At 64.0% G+C, this 16,227-nt stretch carries 14 protein-coding genes; 7 read left to right on the top strand and 7 right to left on the bottom strand.

Translation table 11 applies throughout. The features are described 5' to 3' along the window. Positions 1-163: 163 nt before the first annotated feature. From P0R31_RS30640 to P0R31_RS30615, 6 genes are all read right to left on the bottom strand, one after another. Positions 164-907 (bottom strand): polysaccharide deacetylase family protein, encoded by a 744-nt coding sequence (locus P0R31_RS30640; protein ID WP_275518229.1) that lies wholly within the window; start codon positions 905-907, stop codon positions 164-166. Positions 908-1,013: 106 nt separating this feature from the next. Next, positions 1,014-2,012 (bottom strand): homoserine O-succinyltransferase MetA, encoded by a 999-nt coding sequence (gene metA / locus P0R31_RS30635; protein WP_275518228.1) that lies wholly within the window; start codon positions 2,010-2,012, stop codon positions 1,014-1,016. A 12-nt stretch (positions 2,013-2,024) separates the two neighbouring features. Then, the gene (locus P0R31_RS30630) at positions 2,025-3,326 is read right to left on the bottom strand and encodes an O-acetylhomoserine aminocarboxypropyltransferase/cysteine synthase family protein (RefSeq protein ID WP_275518227.1); all 1,302 of its coding nucleotides are present in this window, start codon (positions 3,324-3,326) and stop codon (positions 2,025-2,027) included. Positions 3,327-3,583: 257 nt separating this feature from the next. Then, the gene (locus P0R31_RS30625) at positions 3,584-5,146 is read right to left on the bottom strand and encodes an amidase family protein (RefSeq protein WP_275518226.1); all 1,563 of its coding nucleotides are present in this window, start codon (positions 5,144-5,146) and stop codon (positions 3,584-3,586) included. Between the two features lie 125 nt (positions 5,147-5,271). Further along, the gene (locus P0R31_RS30620; RefSeq protein WP_275518224.1) at positions 5,272-6,306 is read right to left on the bottom strand and encodes an aldo/keto reductase; all 1,035 of its coding nucleotides are present in this window, start codon (positions 6,304-6,306) and stop codon (positions 5,272-5,274) included. Positions 6,307-6,316: 10 nt separating this feature from the next. Next, entirely contained in the window at positions 6,317-7,498 is a 1,182-nt protein-coding gene (locus P0R31_RS30615; RefSeq protein WP_275518223.1) for an MFS transporter, read from the bottom strand. Between the two features lie 98 nt (positions 7,499-7,596). Here P0R31_RS30615 and P0R31_RS30610 point away from each other — a divergent pair, with 98 nt between their 5' ends. From P0R31_RS30610 to P0R31_RS30585, 6 genes are all read left to right on the top strand, one after another. Further along, positions 7,597-8,550, top strand: a complete 954-nt coding sequence (locus P0R31_RS30610) for a LysR family transcriptional regulator (protein ID WP_275518222.1) — start codon at positions 7,597-7,599, stop codon at positions 8,548-8,550. Positions 8,551-8,846: 296 nt separating this feature from the next. Continuing rightward, entirely contained in the window at positions 8,847-9,806 is a 960-nt protein-coding gene (locus P0R31_RS30605) for a fatty acid desaturase (protein WP_275518221.1), read from the top strand. Between the two features lie 203 nt (positions 9,807-10,009). Then, positions 10,010-11,008: an ABC transporter substrate-binding protein gene (locus tag P0R31_RS30600; RefSeq protein ID WP_225129866.1), complete on the top strand. Its 999-nt coding sequence runs from the start codon at positions 10,010-10,012 to the stop codon at positions 11,006-11,008. A gap of 107 nt (positions 11,009-11,115) precedes the next feature. Further along, on the top strand, positions 11,116-11,778 hold the full coding sequence (locus P0R31_RS30595) for an ABC transporter permease (protein ID WP_275518218.1): 663 nt from the start codon (positions 11,116-11,118) through the stop codon (positions 11,776-11,778). After that, entirely contained in the window at positions 11,766-12,641 is an 876-nt protein-coding gene (locus P0R31_RS30590) for an ABC transporter ATP-binding protein (protein ID WP_275518217.1), read from the top strand. The genes P0R31_RS30595 and P0R31_RS30590 overlap by 13 nt, the downstream gene beginning before the upstream one ends. Positions 12,642-12,709: 68 nt before the next feature. Further along, positions 12,710-13,435, top strand: coding sequence for a Crp/Fnr family transcriptional regulator (locus P0R31_RS30585; RefSeq protein ID WP_275518216.1), 726 nt, complete (start codon positions 12,710-12,712; stop codon positions 13,433-13,435). Here P0R31_RS30585 and atzF read toward each other — a convergent pair. Next, positions 13,432-14,814: an allophanate hydrolase gene (gene atzF / locus P0R31_RS30580; RefSeq protein WP_275518214.1), complete on the bottom strand. Its 1,383-nt coding sequence runs from the start codon at positions 14,812-14,814 to the stop codon at positions 13,432-13,434. The genes P0R31_RS30585 and atzF overlap by 4 nt on opposite strands. A gap of 243 nt (positions 14,815-15,057) precedes the next feature. Between atzF and P0R31_RS30575 the strand changes: the two genes are divergently transcribed. After that, positions 15,058-16,104, top strand: coding sequence for an SMI1/KNR4 family protein (locus P0R31_RS30575; RefSeq protein WP_275518212.1), 1,047 nt, complete (start codon positions 15,058-15,060; stop codon positions 16,102-16,104). Positions 16,105-16,227 lie beyond the last annotated feature (123 nt).

Genomic DNA, 16,227 nt, shown 5'->3' with positions numbered 1-16,227 from the left:
CGTCCTTACGGGGACGCGACGAGCTTCGCTCGCACTGGAGGGTTGGGGTGAGGGGCTTCTCTCCACACATGAGACCGCCGATGGACCTGTACCCCCTCACCCGGATTGCATCTTCGATGCTATCCGACCTCTGCCCGCAAGCGGGGAGAGGTGAAGAAGGAGGCTACGCACCGATCCGTCGCAGCGCTTCTGCGACGGTCACGATCGGCATGTTGCGTCTGCCGGCCGCCTCGAGCGCATGACGCATCAGATGCGGCGTGCAGCCAAAGGGACTCGGTCTGTCGGTGACGTCGTGGCCGTAGAAGATCAACCAGCCGCCGCTCGCGACCGCCTCGTCGAAATAGCGATCGACCCCGGCCTCGTCGATCTCGCAATCGACCAAGGGCGAGGCGCGCAGGAATTGGAGATCGATGACGCCGCTGTTGACGCCGGGAAGAATGCCGCGCGCGGAACGGAAGGCTTTTGTCAGCTGCGGCTTGCGCCAGACCGAGGCGATGCCATAGGGATAGGCGAAATTCTCCAGCGTGATCGAAGCATCGATGCCGCGGAGATGGCTTCGGTTCCGCTCGATCTCGCGCGCCATGGCGGCTTCGTCGAGCGTGGCGGAGTTCTGATGCGAGTAGGTGTGGCAGGCAATCTCGTGCCCGGCGCGGTGAAGGCGGACGATCGCGTCATCCGACAAGCCATGCCAATGCTCCAACGGCCGACCGATCAGGCTGCCGGCAAGGTAATAGGTGCCGCGGCCGCCATGCCGCTGCAGAAGCTCGGCGCCCTCGCTCGCGGCGCTATCGGGGGCATCGTCGAACGTGAAGCTCACCATCGGCGCATGCGCGGGCAGCCGGTGCGGCGCGGCGCGGAAATGCCGGGCCAGCCGATTGCTTACGCGTCCCTGGAGTGCCGACCACACGACTGCGTTTCCTGTGATGCCTTCTTGCTCTACTGAAACATTCGTGCGCAGGTCGAGGCAAGCCTAACGCCCGGGTAATCCTAACGCCGAACCAAGACCGCTTCGGCTAGCGCACCGACATCGACGCGTCGGCGTCCGCGCCGAGATAACGCAACCAATTTCGGAAGAGCACCGCCGCCGCATCGCCAGCGCCGATATCGGCGCGCAGCTTCAGCGCGGGCAGCTCGTTGCTGAGCGCCGGATGGCGCTGGTGCGCCGCCTTCCTCTCGAAGCGCGCCAGCTTCTCCTCGGTCGCTGCGTCAAAATAACTCACCGGCACGCGCGGATAGGTCTCCCGCTCCCGCGCGAGGTAGCGGCCGATGTCGCGCAGATATTCGCGCTGCAGCGACAGCGCGTCATATTCGGGGTGGCCCTGGAAGAACACGAAGCGGCTGGCGTATTGGCGAACGAAGACGTCGACGCCAGCCTCCTGTGAGCGTGTCAGCACCTGATAACCGGCCTGCACGAGGTCGTCCTCGGCGATCTCGTTCAGACGTGAATGCGAGACCTTGAGCGGCGCAGACGCAGAACGCGTCAGCGTATCGTTCGCGGCGATCTCGCAATCGAAAATGCCGTGACATTTGGCCGGCAGCCGCCGCCGTTCAATGCCGTCGAGATGCAGCACCGCGGCATGCGCGGCAAGGCACGACCAGATTGTCGAACGCGTGTTGGCCTTGGCCCAGTCGACCAGGTTTGTGAGGTCGCGCCAATACGGCTCCCCGTCGAGCTCGGGCGCTATCGGCTCTGCGCCCGTCACGATCAGACCATCGAATTTGCCGTGCTCGAGATCGGAAAGATTGGAATACTCGCTCTCAACGTGCCACTTGGCTTCCGGCGACCGCTTCACGCTGGGAAGCGAGAAGCAGTGGAAGCGGATACGGCGCGAGCCTGCTGCGGCCTGAAGCAGCTTCATGAACTGCCGCTCAGTCGCCTTCAACGCGGCATCCGGCATGTTGTTGACGAGGCCGATGGTGAGCTCGGCGCCAGCATCGCGCGCGAGATCGTGCGCGGCCGGCACCAGCGTCGGGCCCGCGATGACCTGATCCTTGTCGATCAAGATCGTCATGGCCGGCGCCGCCTACTCCGCGGCCTCGCGGCGCGCCGACGGGCAGGCCTTTTCCAGCGCCTGGTCGATGTCCTCGATGATATCAGAGACATGCTCGATGCCGATCGACAGACGGATCGTCTCCGGCAGCACGCCGGCGACGCGCTGCTGCTCCGCCGACATCTGGCGATGAGTGGTCGACGCCGGGTGGCAGGCGAGCGACTTGGCATCGCCGATATTGACGAGCCGCGTGATCAGCTTCAGCGCATCGTAGAACGCCTTGCCGGCCTCCATGCCGCCCTGGATGCCGAAGGTGAACAGCGAGGAGGCATTCCCGTTCAGGTACTTCTGCACCAGGGGATAATAGGGACTGTCCGGGAAACCGGTGTAGTTGACCCAGGCCACGCGCGGATCGCCGCGCAGGAATTCGGCGACCTTGCGGGCGTTCTCGACATGGCGCTCCATGCGCAGCGCCACGGTCTCGACGCCCTGGAGCAGCAGGAAGGCATTGAACGGCGACAGCACCGAGCCCATGGTGCGCTGATAGACGCTGCGCGCGCGCTCGATATAGGCGGTCTTGCCGAAGCGCTCGGCATAGACGAGGCCGTGATAGGAAGCGTCGGGCTTGTTGTAGGCCGGGAAGCGGTCGGCGTGCTCGGCCCACGGAAAATTTCCGGAATCGACGATGGCGCCGCCGAGCGTGGTGCCGTGACCGCCCAGAAACTTGGTCAGCGAATGCACCGCGATATCGGCGCCGTAGTCGAACGGCTTGAAGAGGATCGGGGTGGCGACGGTGTTGTCGACGATCAGCGGCACGCCATGCGCGTGCGCGATCTTCGCCAGCGCCTCGATGTCGCAGACATTGCCCGCGGGATTGCCGATGGTCTCGGCGAACACGGCGCGGGTGTTCTCGTCGATCAGCTTCTCGACCGCCTCTGGCTTGTCGCTCTCGGCAAAACGGCCGATGATGCCCTGGCGCGGCAGGATGTGGGAGAGCAGCGTGTGCGTGGTGCCGTAGAGCTGCGGCACGGAGACGATGTTGCCGCCGTGATCGGCGACGTTGACGAAGGCGAAGTGCAGCGCCGCCTGACCGGTCGCGACCGCGAGCGCGCCGACGCCGCCTTCGAGCTGCGCGATGCGCTTCTCCAGCACCGCGCTCGTCGGATTGGCGATGCGGCTGTAGCGAAAGCCCTCTGTCTCGAGATTGAAGAGCGCCGCGCCGTGGTCGGCGCTGTCAAAAGCGTAGGCCGCGGTCTGGTAAATCGGCACCGCGACTGCATGCGTGGTTGCTTCGGGCTCGTAGCCGGCGTGAATAGCGATCGTCTCATTGCGCATCGTGCCACCTCCGCGTGGGCGGGCCGCACTTATTGGCCTGTATGAGGCATGTGCGTTGTCCGCTACGCCGTGTTAGAGGCGGGTGGTAAAGCGGACAATAATTCGCATAGAGATCGAGGAAGTAACCATAACGTTTGCTGGGAAATTTGCCGGCATTCGGGTTAATGCGCGTTAACAAAGTGCTGCGTCTTGCGCAGTCGCCGTGCCGTCTGCCTTCTCGCGGCCTGAAGAAGGCAGATCGACGCGGCGAAGGTGCACTAAGCCATCCGCTCCCACAGCCGGCGCGCGAGCACGCCCGCACGCTTTTCGATGGCGGCCGCGGCATCGAGCGCGAGATCCTCGCGATAGCGCCCGGCGATGAGCTGCACGCCGATCGGCTTACCGTCGTGGAGCGCCACCGGCACCACCGCGCCGGGCAGGCCGAGCACGTTGATCGCGGAGATGAAGCGGATCTCGCCCCAGAAGATCTCGCGTACGCGCTCGGCACTGACGGTATCGTCGCGCGGGCCGGGCGTCGGTTTCACCGTGGTCGGCGCCAGCACGACCGGATAGTCTTCGAAGAACATTTGCCAGGCACGGATGTGACCGCTGCGCGCGGCGGTCGCCTGCATCCAGCCCTTGAGGTCGAGCACGTTGGCCTTGGCCTTCATGCCGCTCCAGGACTTGTGAAAATCCTCGGACGTGACCTTCAGCATGGCGGCCTCCTGCATCATCACAGTCTCGTTGGTGATGATGTCGCACCAGGTTTGCCAGACCCCGTTGATGTCGGGCACCTCGACCTCGCTGACGCGGTAGCCGGACCGCTCGAGATGATCGGCAGCCTGGCGCAGCGCCGCGGCGACAGAGGGATCGACGTCCATGTCCTCAGGGATCTTTGCCAGTGCAACCTTGATCGGCCGCTTCGGCCGCTCGCCGACCAGCGGCGCGGGCACCCACCAGGGATCGCGCGGATCGCGCTGGCTCATCACCTCCAAAGCGAGGCGCACGTCGGCGACATGGCGCGCGAGCGGCCCCTGCGCCGACATCAGATGCGCCAGCATCGGCCGTTCCGACGTTGCGCTTGCGTTGAAGGCGGGGATGCGGCCCTGCGTCGGCTTGATGGTGGCAACGCCGTTGCAATGCGCCGGCCAGCGCAGCGAGCCGCCGATGTCGTTGCCGTGGGCAATGGTACCGATGCCCGCCGCGACCGCCGAGCCCGCGCCCCCGGAGGAGCCGCCGCAGGTGATGTCGGGATCCCAGGGGTTGAGCGTCAGCCCGTGCAGGGGATTGTCGGTGAAGCCGCGAAAGGAGAATTCGGGCGTGTTGGTGAGACCGATGACGATCGCGCCTGATTTCTTCAGGTTGCGCACCACGGGCGCATCCGATGGTGCGATGAGGTCCTTGTTGGCGGGCACGCCGTTGAAATTCGGCCGGCCCTCGTAGTCGACATTTTCCTTGATCGTAATCGGCACGCCGTGCAGGAGGCCGAGCTCGCCGCCCTTCGCGCGCTGCTTGTCGGCCGCGTGCGCCGCTTTCAGAGCTTCCTCCGAGAGATCGACGACGACCGCATTCAGCTTCGGATTGACGGTGCGCATGCGTTCGAGATGCGCTTCCACCGCCTCGACCGCGGAGATGGCGCCGGAGCGGATCGCGGCCGCGGTCTCGACCGCCGACCATTGCCAGGCCGGCCCCTTCGGGCGCCGCGGCTTCGCCGATTTGCCGGCAGCGGCCTTTCCGGCCGGCTTGGCCACGGCGCTCTTGCGGCCGGAGCCCACCTTCTTCAAAGTCCTTGTCGTCTTCTTCAACACACTTTTCTTCTTGATCGCCGTCTTCTTCGCCACGCCGCATCTCCTAAAATTGCGCGGCGGAGGTTAGGGACGACGCGCGACCCTGTACAGGTGCGATTCTGCATGGCGCATTGTCGCGACGCTCTGTCGCAATCGCAGCCCCTTCTATGAGCGAGCTCCTACACCGGCAGTGGATTGATCCGCGCAAAGCCCTCCTGGATGCGATAGGGATAGTACGGATAGGGCGGCATCACCGCGCTGACCTCATCAAGCCGCTTGATCTGGTCCGCGCTCAGCGACCACCCCACGGCGCCGAGATTGTCGCGCAGCTGCGCCTCGTCGCGCGCCCCGATGATCACGGAGGAGACCGTGGGACGCGACAGCAGCCAGGCAATCGCGACCTGCGGCACGGTCCGAGCGGTCTCCGCAGCAATCGCATCGAGCACGTCAACGACGGCGTAGAGGCGCGCGTCGTCCACGGGCGGACCGAACTGTGCGGTGGCATGCAGGCGGCTTCCTTGCGGCAGCGGCTGGCCGCGCCGGATCTTTCCGGTGAGCCTGCCCCAGCCCAGCGGGCTCCAGACCAGTGCGCCGACGCCCTGATCGCGCGCGAGCGGCATCAGCTCCCATTCATAGTCGCGCCCGAGCAGCGAGTAATAGACCTGGTGCGCGACATAGCGCGGCCAGCCATGCCGGTCCGCGATCGCGAGCGACTTCATCAGCTGCCAGCCGGCGAAATTCGAGACGCCGACATAGCGCAGCTTGCCGGCGCGCACGAGCATATCGAGCGTGGACAGCACCTCCTCGATCGGCGTGAACGCGTCGAAGGCGTGGAGCTGAAGCAGATCGATATGGTCAGTGCCGAGCCGTCGCAGCGCCGCATCGACCGAGGCAGGCAGCCGCTGCCGCGACGAGCCGGCATCGAGCGGACCCTCGCCCATCGGCAGGCCCATCTTGGTCGAGATCAGCACCTTGTCGCGGCGCCCCTTGATCGCGGCGCCGAGGATCTCCTCGGAGGCGCCGTTCGAATAGACATCGGCGCTGTCGAACAGATTGACGCCGGCATCGAGGCAGATATCGACGAGCCTGCGGGCTTCATCAGTGCCGCTGCGGCCCCAGGCGGAGAACAGCGGACCTTGTCCGCCGAACGTGCCGGTGCCGAAGCTGAGAACGGGGACTTTGAGCCCGGAAGCGCCGAGATTGCGGTATTCCATGATCGCTCTCCTATTCCGCCGGGCACGCCGCGACGGTGGCCGGCGCGCGATCGAGCCGGAGACTCCACAGCGCCAGAACGAGGCCGATGGCGGTGATGCCGGCCGCGACCAGCGGCAGCGCCGAAAGGCCGAGCCCGCGGTCGATGGTGACGCCGCCGACCCAGGCGCCGAGTGCGTTGCCGAGATTGAACGCGGCGATGTTGAGGCTGGAGGCGAGCGTCCGGCCGCTGGGACCTGCGGCTTCCAGCACGCGAAGCTGAAGCGGCGCGACGGTCGCGAAGGCGGCGGTGCCGAGTAGCAGGATCAGCGCGACGGACAGGATCTTGATCGACAGCACGGCCGCCAGGCCGAGCAGCACGATCGCAAGCGCGGCAAGCGTGCCGGTCAGGGCCCGTGCGAGGCCGCGGTCCGCAAGCTTGCCGCCGGCGATATTGCCGATCCCAAGGCCGACGCCGAACACCAGCAGGATCGGCGAGACTGCAGCCTCCGAAAAGCCGGTGAAGCGCGTCAGGATCGGCTGGATATAGGTGAAGACGACGAACAGGCCGGCGAAGCCGAACACGGTCATGGCAAGACCGAGCAGCACCTGCGGACGGCCGAGCACGGCCACTTCCTCGGCAAGCGAGATCGGCTTGTCGCCATCGCCGACATGGCCGGGGACGAGCGCGGCGACGACCGCGAACGCGATCACGCCGATGACAGTCACCGCCCAGAACGCCGCGCGCCAGCCGAGCATCAGGCCGAGCCAGGCACCGAAAGGCACGCCCAGGAGCGTCGCGACCGTCAGGCCGATGAACATGGTGGCGATCGCAGAGGCACGCTTGTCCTCGGCGACGAGGCTGGTGGCCACCACCGAGCCGACGCCGAAGAACGTGCCGTGCGCGAGCGAGGTCAGCACCCGCGCGGCCATCAGCAATTCGTAAGTGGGCGCGAGCGCGCAAGCGGCATTGCCGAGCGTGAAGATCGCCATCAGCGCCAGCAGCACGGTTTTCCGCGGCATTTTGCGCGTCGCCAATGTGAGGACCGGCGCCCCCACGAACACACCGAGCGCATAGCCGGAGATGAGCAGGCCCGCGACCGGCACCGAGACGTGCATGTCGGCGGCGACCTGCAGCAGCAAGCCCATGATGATGAATTCGGTGGTGCCGATGCCGAAGGCACCGGCGGTGAGCGCGAGGACGGCAGGAGGCATGCGTTGCTCCAAGGGATGAGACGAGCCACGCAGATAGCGGCGCTGCCGCCAAACCATTAGAATGTCCGCAATACAATCATTTGTGACGTGAATTCAACATGGCCCGTTTCGACACCAACCGCTCGGCCGAGATGGAGGTCTTCGTCCGCGTCGTGGACCTCGGCGGCTTCACCCAGGCCGCGCGAAAGCTGCGCCTGACGCCATCGGGCGTCAGCAAGCTGATCTCGCGTCTGGAGGCGCGCCTCGGCGCGCGGCTCGTCAATCGCACCACGCGCAAGCTGACGCTGACGGCGGAAGGCCAGGCCTTCTACGAGCGATCGTTGCGCATCCTCGCCGAGATGGAGGAGGCCGAGCGCGAGGCGGCCTCGGGCGCGGCACCGCGCGGCCGCCTCACGGTCAACTGCAACATCCCCTTCGGCATGCTGCATATGATGCCCTTGATCCCGCGGTTTCTGACGCAGCATCCCGACGTCACGCTCGATCTCGTGCTGACCGATACGGTGATCGACCTGATGCAGGAGCGCGCTGACGTCGCCATCCGCGTCGGTCCGCTGCGCGCCTCGCGGCTGGTCGCGCGAAAGCTCGGCACCAGCCGCATGGTCGTGGTCGGCGCGCCGGATTATCTCGCCCGTTGCGGCATGCCGAAGATTCCGGCCGATCTCGCCGACCACCGCGGCATCGGCTGGACCTTTCCACGCAGCATCCGCGGCTGGCCGTTCAGGCGTGGCGACCACGCCGAGGAGGCCCTGCCCCCGCCGGTCGCGCGCGCAAGCGACGGCGAAGCCGCCCGCCGCCTGTGCCTCGGCGGTGTCGGTCTCGCGCGCCTCGCGCTCTTCCACATTGGCCCCGACATCGAATCCGGCCGCCTCGTCCCGGTGCTGCAAGGCTACAATCCCGGCGACCGCGAAGACATCCACGCCGTCTATGTCGGCCACACCGCCCCACTCCCGGCACGCGTGCGCGCGTTCATCGATTTCCTCGCCGAGCACGTGCGGGTGAGCGACCCCGCGTTGAAGCGGACCGGGGATGGGAAGTGGAAGCTGGTGGGGTGAAGCGGCGGCGGAGGGCGCAGGAGAAGCTTGCCCCGGCAGGCTTGCCGAGCCGAAGCAAACGGCACCGGGTCCACCTTCGCCCTGCGGGCTTCGGCGCTCCAGCCTTGCGCAGACTTGGTTTGCGAAGGCTGGCGAGGAGAGTGTCAGTCCAGGGATGCCGGGCGAGCCAACGCCGGCGAAATAAATTGCTTCTGCATTGCGGCCACGCTTTCTAGGGTCGGCCTGTGCTTGGCCAATTCCAGCGTCCGTACGAGGACGGTCAGGTGTGCGATTCCGAAAAAGAGGCGACCACGATCATGAGCAATGCCATCACTGCCACCGGAGAGAAGCCGCTGACTCCGGCCATGCTGCGCGAGTTGTCGGTGCGGTCCGATTGGCAGGGTCTGATCCGCGCGGCCAGCCACTACGGCATCATCGTCGTTGTCGGCGCGTTGATCTGGCTGGTCTCATCGCGATACGGAATCGTCTGGGCGTTGCCGCTGGTGGTCGTCCAAGGCTACTTTGTCGCATTCCTGTTCATGGTGGTCCACGAGACCGCGCACAAGACGGCGTTTCGCAGCCGGGCGCTCAATCTCGCCTTCGGTCATCTCTCCTCGTTCGCGGTCGGCTTGCCTTACGAATATTACTGCTTATTCCACTGGGATCATCATCGGTATACGCAGGATCCAAAGAGGGATCCGGAACTGCTGTCGGTTCCGATTCCGAGCTCGGACGCGCAACTGGTGATCGTCTACAGCGGCTTGCGGCAGGTTGCCTTTCGGGTGGGGCTGATGCTTCGCCATGCGTTGACCGGCAACGCCACGTCACCCTGGATTCCCGAAAGCAAACGCCACATTGTCGTGACAGAAGCGCGTCTCCATCTGGCAGGCTATGTCGCGCTGTTGCTGGCATCGGTCGCGTTGCACACCTTGATCCTGTTGTGGGTCTGGGTCGTCCCCTTGATCGTCGGTCAATTGTTTCTGCGTCCGTATCTGCTTGCCGAACACACCGGCTGCGATCGCACGCGCAGCGCCTTCCAGAACACCCGCACCACCTATACCGCCATGTTCGTGCGCTGGTTCGCATGGAACATGCCCTATCATGTCGAACACCATGCCTATCCTTCAATTCCTTTCCATGCGTTGCCGAAACTGAACCGGATCGTCGCCGATCGGATCGTCTATCGGGGCCCGGGCTACATCGCAGTGACGCGGCAGACATGGGCCTGGTTTCGCCGCGCACGCAACGGTACCGAAAGCCCGATCGGTTCTGATTGAATCGGGACCGGGACTTGGCGAAAGCCAGCAGAGTGCTATTGCGGCAGGCTATGCTGCGCCCAAGGCGTGAGCAGCTTGCTGTTTGCTTGCGCAAAAAGTGGATAGCGGACCTTGTCGATTAATTGCTTCATGGTCTCCCATCTTCGGACGATCCTATCGTTAAGGCCGATCACCTCCGGTCGCCGGCATCACAGGAGTTTGGCATGCGATCAACAACTGCTCTTCGCTTCGCCGTGTTCGTGCTATCTGCGTCCTTCCTGTTTGCGCCGTCCGAGCGCGCGACGGCCGAGGAATTGCTGAAGGCGCGGCTCGCCCAGAATCTTGGGCCGATCTCGGGACTGGCGATCGTTGCCAATGCGAAGGGCCTTTTCGCCAAGCACGGGCTCGACATCTCGGTCTCCAATTTCACCAGCGGGAAGCAGTGCCTCGATACGGTGCTTGGGGGAGGGGCGGATTTCGCGACAACAGCCGAGGCGCCGGTCACGGCGGCCGCGATGGCGCAACAGCCGATCGCCTTCGTGGCGGGGATGGAATATTCGGATCTCAAGACCATGACCGCAGCTTCTGCCGGGATCAAGACGAAGGCCGATCTGCGTGGAAAGCGAATAGCCTTCACGGCCGGAACCGGCAGCGAGGTCTACACCTCGGTTCTGTTGAAAGCGGCGGGCCTGACGTCGAAGGACGTGACGCTTGTCAACCTGCGGCCGCAGGAGATGCTCCCTGCCATGGCGGCCGGCAGCATCGACGCATTCGACACCTGGGAGCCGCACGTCGCGAATGCGAAGAAGGCTCTCGGCGAAGGCGCGATCCCGCTTGATACCAAAGGTCTCTACTCGGAGACCTTCAATATCGTCGTGACGCAGTCTTACCTCGCCGCCAACCCGGCGATCGTCAGCAAGTTCCTGGCGTCCCTCATCGAAGCCGAAGGCTGGCTCAAGGCGAATCCGGGTGAAGCAATCGACGTCATCGCAGCGGCGACGGGGATGAAACGCGATGAATTGGCGTCGATCTGGACGGACTACGTCTACCATGTGCGCCTCGACGACAGGATTCTCACGACTCTGAAAACCCATGCCGCCTGGCGGCTCGAGACCGGCAATCATCCCCCTGGAGCGAGCATGCCCGATTTCACGAAAGTCCTGGTGACGGCGCCGCTGAAGGCGCTCGATCCAGCTCGCGTCACGCTGGGGGCACGCCCGTGAGCGTCGGCAGACGCAGCAGCGCGACCGAACGGCTGAGCGTACTGGTCGCCGTCCTCTCCGTGCCCGCCTTCACAGGCATGTGGGAACTGGTTGCGCGCTCCGGCATCGTGAACACCGTGCTGTTTCCGCCGCCATCGACCGTCGCCGTTGCCGTTCTCGAATGGATTCGCAGCGGACAATTCTTCGCCGACCTGATGGCGAGCCTCGCGCGCGTGGCCGCGGGATTTGCCATCGGGGCCGCGGGCGGAATCGTGCTCGGCATCCTGACCGGCCGGTTTCGGCTGGTGTCCAGCCTGCTTTCGCCCTTGTTTCACATCCTTCGCCCAATTCCTCCCATAGCCTTCGTGCCGATCGTCATCCTTTGGTTTGGCCTCTCGGAAACAGGCAAGCTTTTCCTGGTCGTTTGGGGCGTGTTCTTCACGGTATGGCTCGCGACCCACATCGGGGTGCAGAAAGTGGACCGCGGACTTATCCGAGCCGCCCAGATGCTCGGCACGCCGCAACCGCAGATGCTGTCGGAGATCGTCCTTCTTGGCGCGCTGCCCTATATCACGGTCGGTCTTCGAACCGCGGTGAGCATCTCCTTCTACACGCTGGTCGCCGCCGAGTTGGCAGGAGCGTTCGCCGGTATCGTTTATCGTATCGAAATTGCGCAACAGAACATGCAAACCGGTCAGGTCATGGGCGGGCTGGCGGCTCTCGGACTGCTTTCCTTCGTCGCCGACCGTTCCTTCGCGATTCTTGCCGAACGTGCCGTGTGGTGGCGATGACCCCTAGCCTGCTTCGTCCAGACCAGCCGCTCAGGCTCGTGGATACGTACCCGCCGTCCGCCGCGGCGCGTCAGGCGATCATCCGGGTCGAGGATTTGAGCATCGTCTTCGATGCGCCGAGCGGGCAGGTCATCGCAGTCGACCGCGTATCCCTGGCAGTAGCCCAGGGGGAATTCGTCTCGATCGTCGGTCCATCCGGCTGCGGCAAGTCCACGCTGCTGAATGCAATGGCCGGCCTCGAGCGGCCGTTCGGAGGCCAGGTGCTTATGGCCGGCGAAGCAATGCGCAAGCCACGGCCCGAGATCGGAATGGTCTTCCAGCAGCCACATCTGTTTCCGTGGAAATCGGTGCGCCGGAATATCGCGCACGGGCCCCGCGCCCTCGGCAAGCCGAAAGCGGAGGCGCTGCGGATTGCCGACGGCCTCATCGAGATGATCGGCCTGACCAGATTCGCGTCGGCCTATCCGCACACGCTATCCGGGGGCATGCAGCAGCGGGTTGCGATTGCCCGTGCTCTTGCCAATCAGCCGAGTGTCCTGTTGATGGACGAGCCGTTCGGAGCGCTGGATGCGCAGACCCGGGCGGTCATGCAGGACAATCTGCTCGAGCTCCGCGAGCGGATCAATGCAACAATCGTCTTCGTCACGCACGACATCGATGAAGCGATCCTTCTCTCTGACCGTGTGCTGATCATGAGCGCCGGACCTGGCCGCATCCTCAGGGATCTTCAGGTGAGCCTGCCGCGGCCGCGCACCAGCGCCATCGTCGCGGAGGCCGCCTATCTCGCCCTCAAGCGGGATTGCCTTGACCTGATCCGCTCGGAAGGCCGCAGGGCCTTCGAGCAGATGGAAATCAAGACGTAGGCGCCTGACGATATGTTCTGGCATGGCTCTTGAATGGCTTTCCCCTGCGGCGGCAGGGGAGCGAGCAGATGTCAGCGGCAAGTCTCGGGAATGCGACCGGCATCATGCTGGCGGGATCGGATGCTCTGGTCGGGTCGCTGCCGAGCTTGTTGGATCCGTTGTGTGAGGCTGACCGGCGTCGTGTCCTCGCCATCGGCCGCGAGGAGGTTCTGCAGGCAGGCAAGCATGTCTGGCGTCAGGGCGATCTGCAGAACGGCATTTATCTGATCGAAGAGGGGCGTATTCGCAGCTACTACGCGGCGCCTTCCGGGCGCGAGGTGACGCTGGCCTACTGGTTCGCCGGCAATTTCGTCGGCGGCCCCGATCTGTTCGGTACTGGTGCCCACGTATGGTCTTCGGTTGCAGTGGAACGAAGCCGAGTGACGTTCTTGCCCGGCCCCGCCCTGCGCGCGCTGGCGCTTCAATCGGCAAGTATCGCAGTCGCGCTGCTGGATGCGCTCGCCTTCAAGGCACGGTGCTACTCGGCCATGGCGCAAATGCTGGGGACCCGCTCGGTGACCGAGCGGCTGCATCGTCTGTTGGTCTTCCTCTCGAAGATCTACGGTTCGCAGCAGGGCCGCGAGATCGTGATCGGGATCCCGTTCACGCATGGTGATCTCGCCAATCTGATCGGCTCAACCCGCCAATGGGTGACAGTGCAGCTTTCCCGCATGCAGGCAAGAGGCGTCATCCGTTATCACCGGGGCCTGATTGTGATCCTCAATCTGCGCGCTCTCGATCTCGAAGTCGTCTAGGAGGCGGCCTTCGGATATTCCTTTAGATCGAACAGTCCGGCCTTCGCATCGGGCAGCCATCGTTCGGCAAAGTCGAGAACAACATGGTCGCGCCACGCAGGCGCCAGCAAAGTGATACCCATCGGCATGCCGTTGCCGAGCGTTGCGTTGGGAACCGACACCGCGCACAAGTCCACGAGATTGGCAAAATAGGAGTAGTAACCGAGGCGGTTGTTGAGCGTGATGGGATCTTCCATCATCTCCGCGATCGTGAAAGGGCGTGGCGCGGTCGGCACCACCAGGACGTCGATCTCCTCGAAAAGCGCGTGGATCTGGCGTCGCAGCTTCAAAAGTCGATGTTGCGCGGCGAACGCATCTGCGGCGGAAAACCGGGCAGCTCCGCTCAGCACGTTGCGGATGACGTCAAGCAGGTCTCCATGATCGACGTCCAGGAGCTTGCTGATCGCCGCATGACGTTCGGCAATCCAAGGCCCTGAAAAGAGCATTTCACCGGCTTCGGCGAAAGGCGCGAAGTCAATTGTCCTGGCTTGACCTCCCAGTCCCGAAAACCTCGTGCAGGCCTGCCTGTAAAGGTCATCGCATTCCGGCATGCCGAATGAATTGAGATGATCGACAGGGACCTGGCCGAACCGGAATTTGCGAGGAGATGGGGAGGACGAGGCAATCCGTTGACGGCTATAGGGATCGCTGTCGTCGAATCCTTCGATCAACCCGAGCAGAATTCGACCCTCGGCAATGGAATTGCAGAAGATCGAGGGACAATCGAGGGTCGGACAGTTCGGCACAAGTCCCCGGGACGAGACGAGGCCGACGGTTGGCTTGATCCCGACGATTCCGTTGAAACCTGCGGGAATCCGGCCTGAGCCGCCGGTATCTGTGCCGAGAGCGAAGGCAACATGGCCGGATGCTACGGCAGCAGCCGAGCCGGAGCTCGAACCGCCGGAGACATACAGATCGTTCGCCGCACTGGAACAGGCGCCATAGGGAGAGCGGGCGCCGGACAGTCCGGTTGCGAACTGATCCAGGTTGGTTTTGCCAAGACAGATCGCACCCGCGGCCGCCAATTTCTCGACGCATCTGGCCGATTGGGCAGCCCTATATTGGAATGACGGGCAGGCTGCTGTCGTTGGCATGGCCTCAACGTCAATATTGTCCTTGACGCCGAATGGCACGCCAAGAAGCGGCAGGACTTCACCCTCTTCCGCTCGTCGCACAAGGGCATCAACCTCAGCCAGCGCTTCTTCCATGGGCCGCACATAGATCCAGCAATTGCGGCGCCGGTCCCGCTCGATGCGCTCATAGGCGCTTATGATGATGGAGGCTAACTCGGCACGGGAGCGGAAGGGGCGGCTCTGCGCGGATAGGATCGCTTGCGGCACGGAATAAGCTCCTGAGGGCATGACCCCACGAATATGAAGCCGCTGCCCAGCAATGAAAGCAACTAAGCGCCTCAACCGCACCGGCGGGACTCGAGCCTGCAACCAAACCGTTATGAGCGGCAGCAAGTGGCGGAGAGGGTCAGTCAATCCTGATTGACGTATAAGCTGTTTTCATTCCGAAGTGTGGCAATCAACGGTCCTGGCTACTGGGCGCTTAGACACGCCTCGTAACATGACGAGGTCATGAAGATGGCGACGAAACGACTCTTTGACGACTTCGACTTCGAAGGCTTCTGGGACGACTGTCCGTATTCCCTGGAGAACTATGTCGAGCCTCCGCCGACCGACGAACTGATCGCCTCCATTGAGCATGAAATTGGTGGGTATCGGCTGCCGGCGGCCTATGTCGACCTCGCACGGCGCCACAATGGCGGAATGGTCAAGCGCAACTGCCACCCAATGAAGGAGCGTACAGGCTGGGCGGAGGACCACGTGGCGATCGAAGGGCTCTTCGCTCTTGGCCGTACGTCCACATATTCGCTCGCCGGGAAGTTTGGCGCCAAGTTCATGATCGAGGAGTGGGGCTACCCGCCGATCGGCGTCGGAATCGCCGACACGCCGGCCGGCGGCCACGAACTGATTATGCTGGACTACCGGAGCTGCGGAAAGCGGGGCGAGCCGCAGGTCGTGTACGTCGACCAGGAGGCTGACTACAGCATCGTCGTCGTTGCGCCGGACTTCGAGACCTTCATTCGAGGCTTGGTCGCGGAATCCGAGTACGACACGACTGAGGAGGATCGGGCTGCTGCGTTCGCAACCGTCGAGCGGGGAACGTTATCGCCGATCCTGGTGCGAGCCTTGGCCGCCGTCGGCGACCGTCTGCCGCACGGCGAGCGAATGTTGCGCACCTTGGCCCGGCAGATCGTGGACGAGAAAGGCTTCTTTGCCCTGCACGACGACGAGCGCTCGCACCTGATGTATGGACTGATGTTCTGGCTTTATTCGAGCCTCTGTACGGCCAGATCCTTCGAAGCTTTCGTGGGCCGTACCGAGACCGGAACCTCCTACGGCTCGCCTTGTTTCGAGCTGATGATCGTTTTCGACGTTGTCACCGAACCTTACGGCTTCAAGACGCGCGGGTACGCCGAGGGCTTCGTGAGGGACTGGTGGGACGCGTGCGTCGCCCGCGGCGACATGGTCGAGATGGCGGAAGGCTACCGTCTGACTCCCAAGGCCGAGGCGGCCCTGCTCGGGCGCTTGGCGACGATTGCTGGCCCCGAGGGCAAATAAGCCGGCGCGATTGATTTTTGAGCGGGTGGCGGAGAGAGTGGCCGATTTCTGTGGAAACGGAGAGCCCCGGTAAAGCCCGCTAAAACTCGCAATAATCATGAAATAACAATAGCTTAGGCCTTT

Origin of the sequence: Bradyrhizobium yuanmingense, assembly GCF_029167105.1 — a bacterium.
Lineage (GTDB): Bacteria > Pseudomonadota > Alphaproteobacteria > Rhizobiales > Xanthobacteraceae > Bradyrhizobium > Bradyrhizobium yuanmingense_A.
This window is presented reverse-complemented; position numbering and strand designations above follow the sequence as displayed.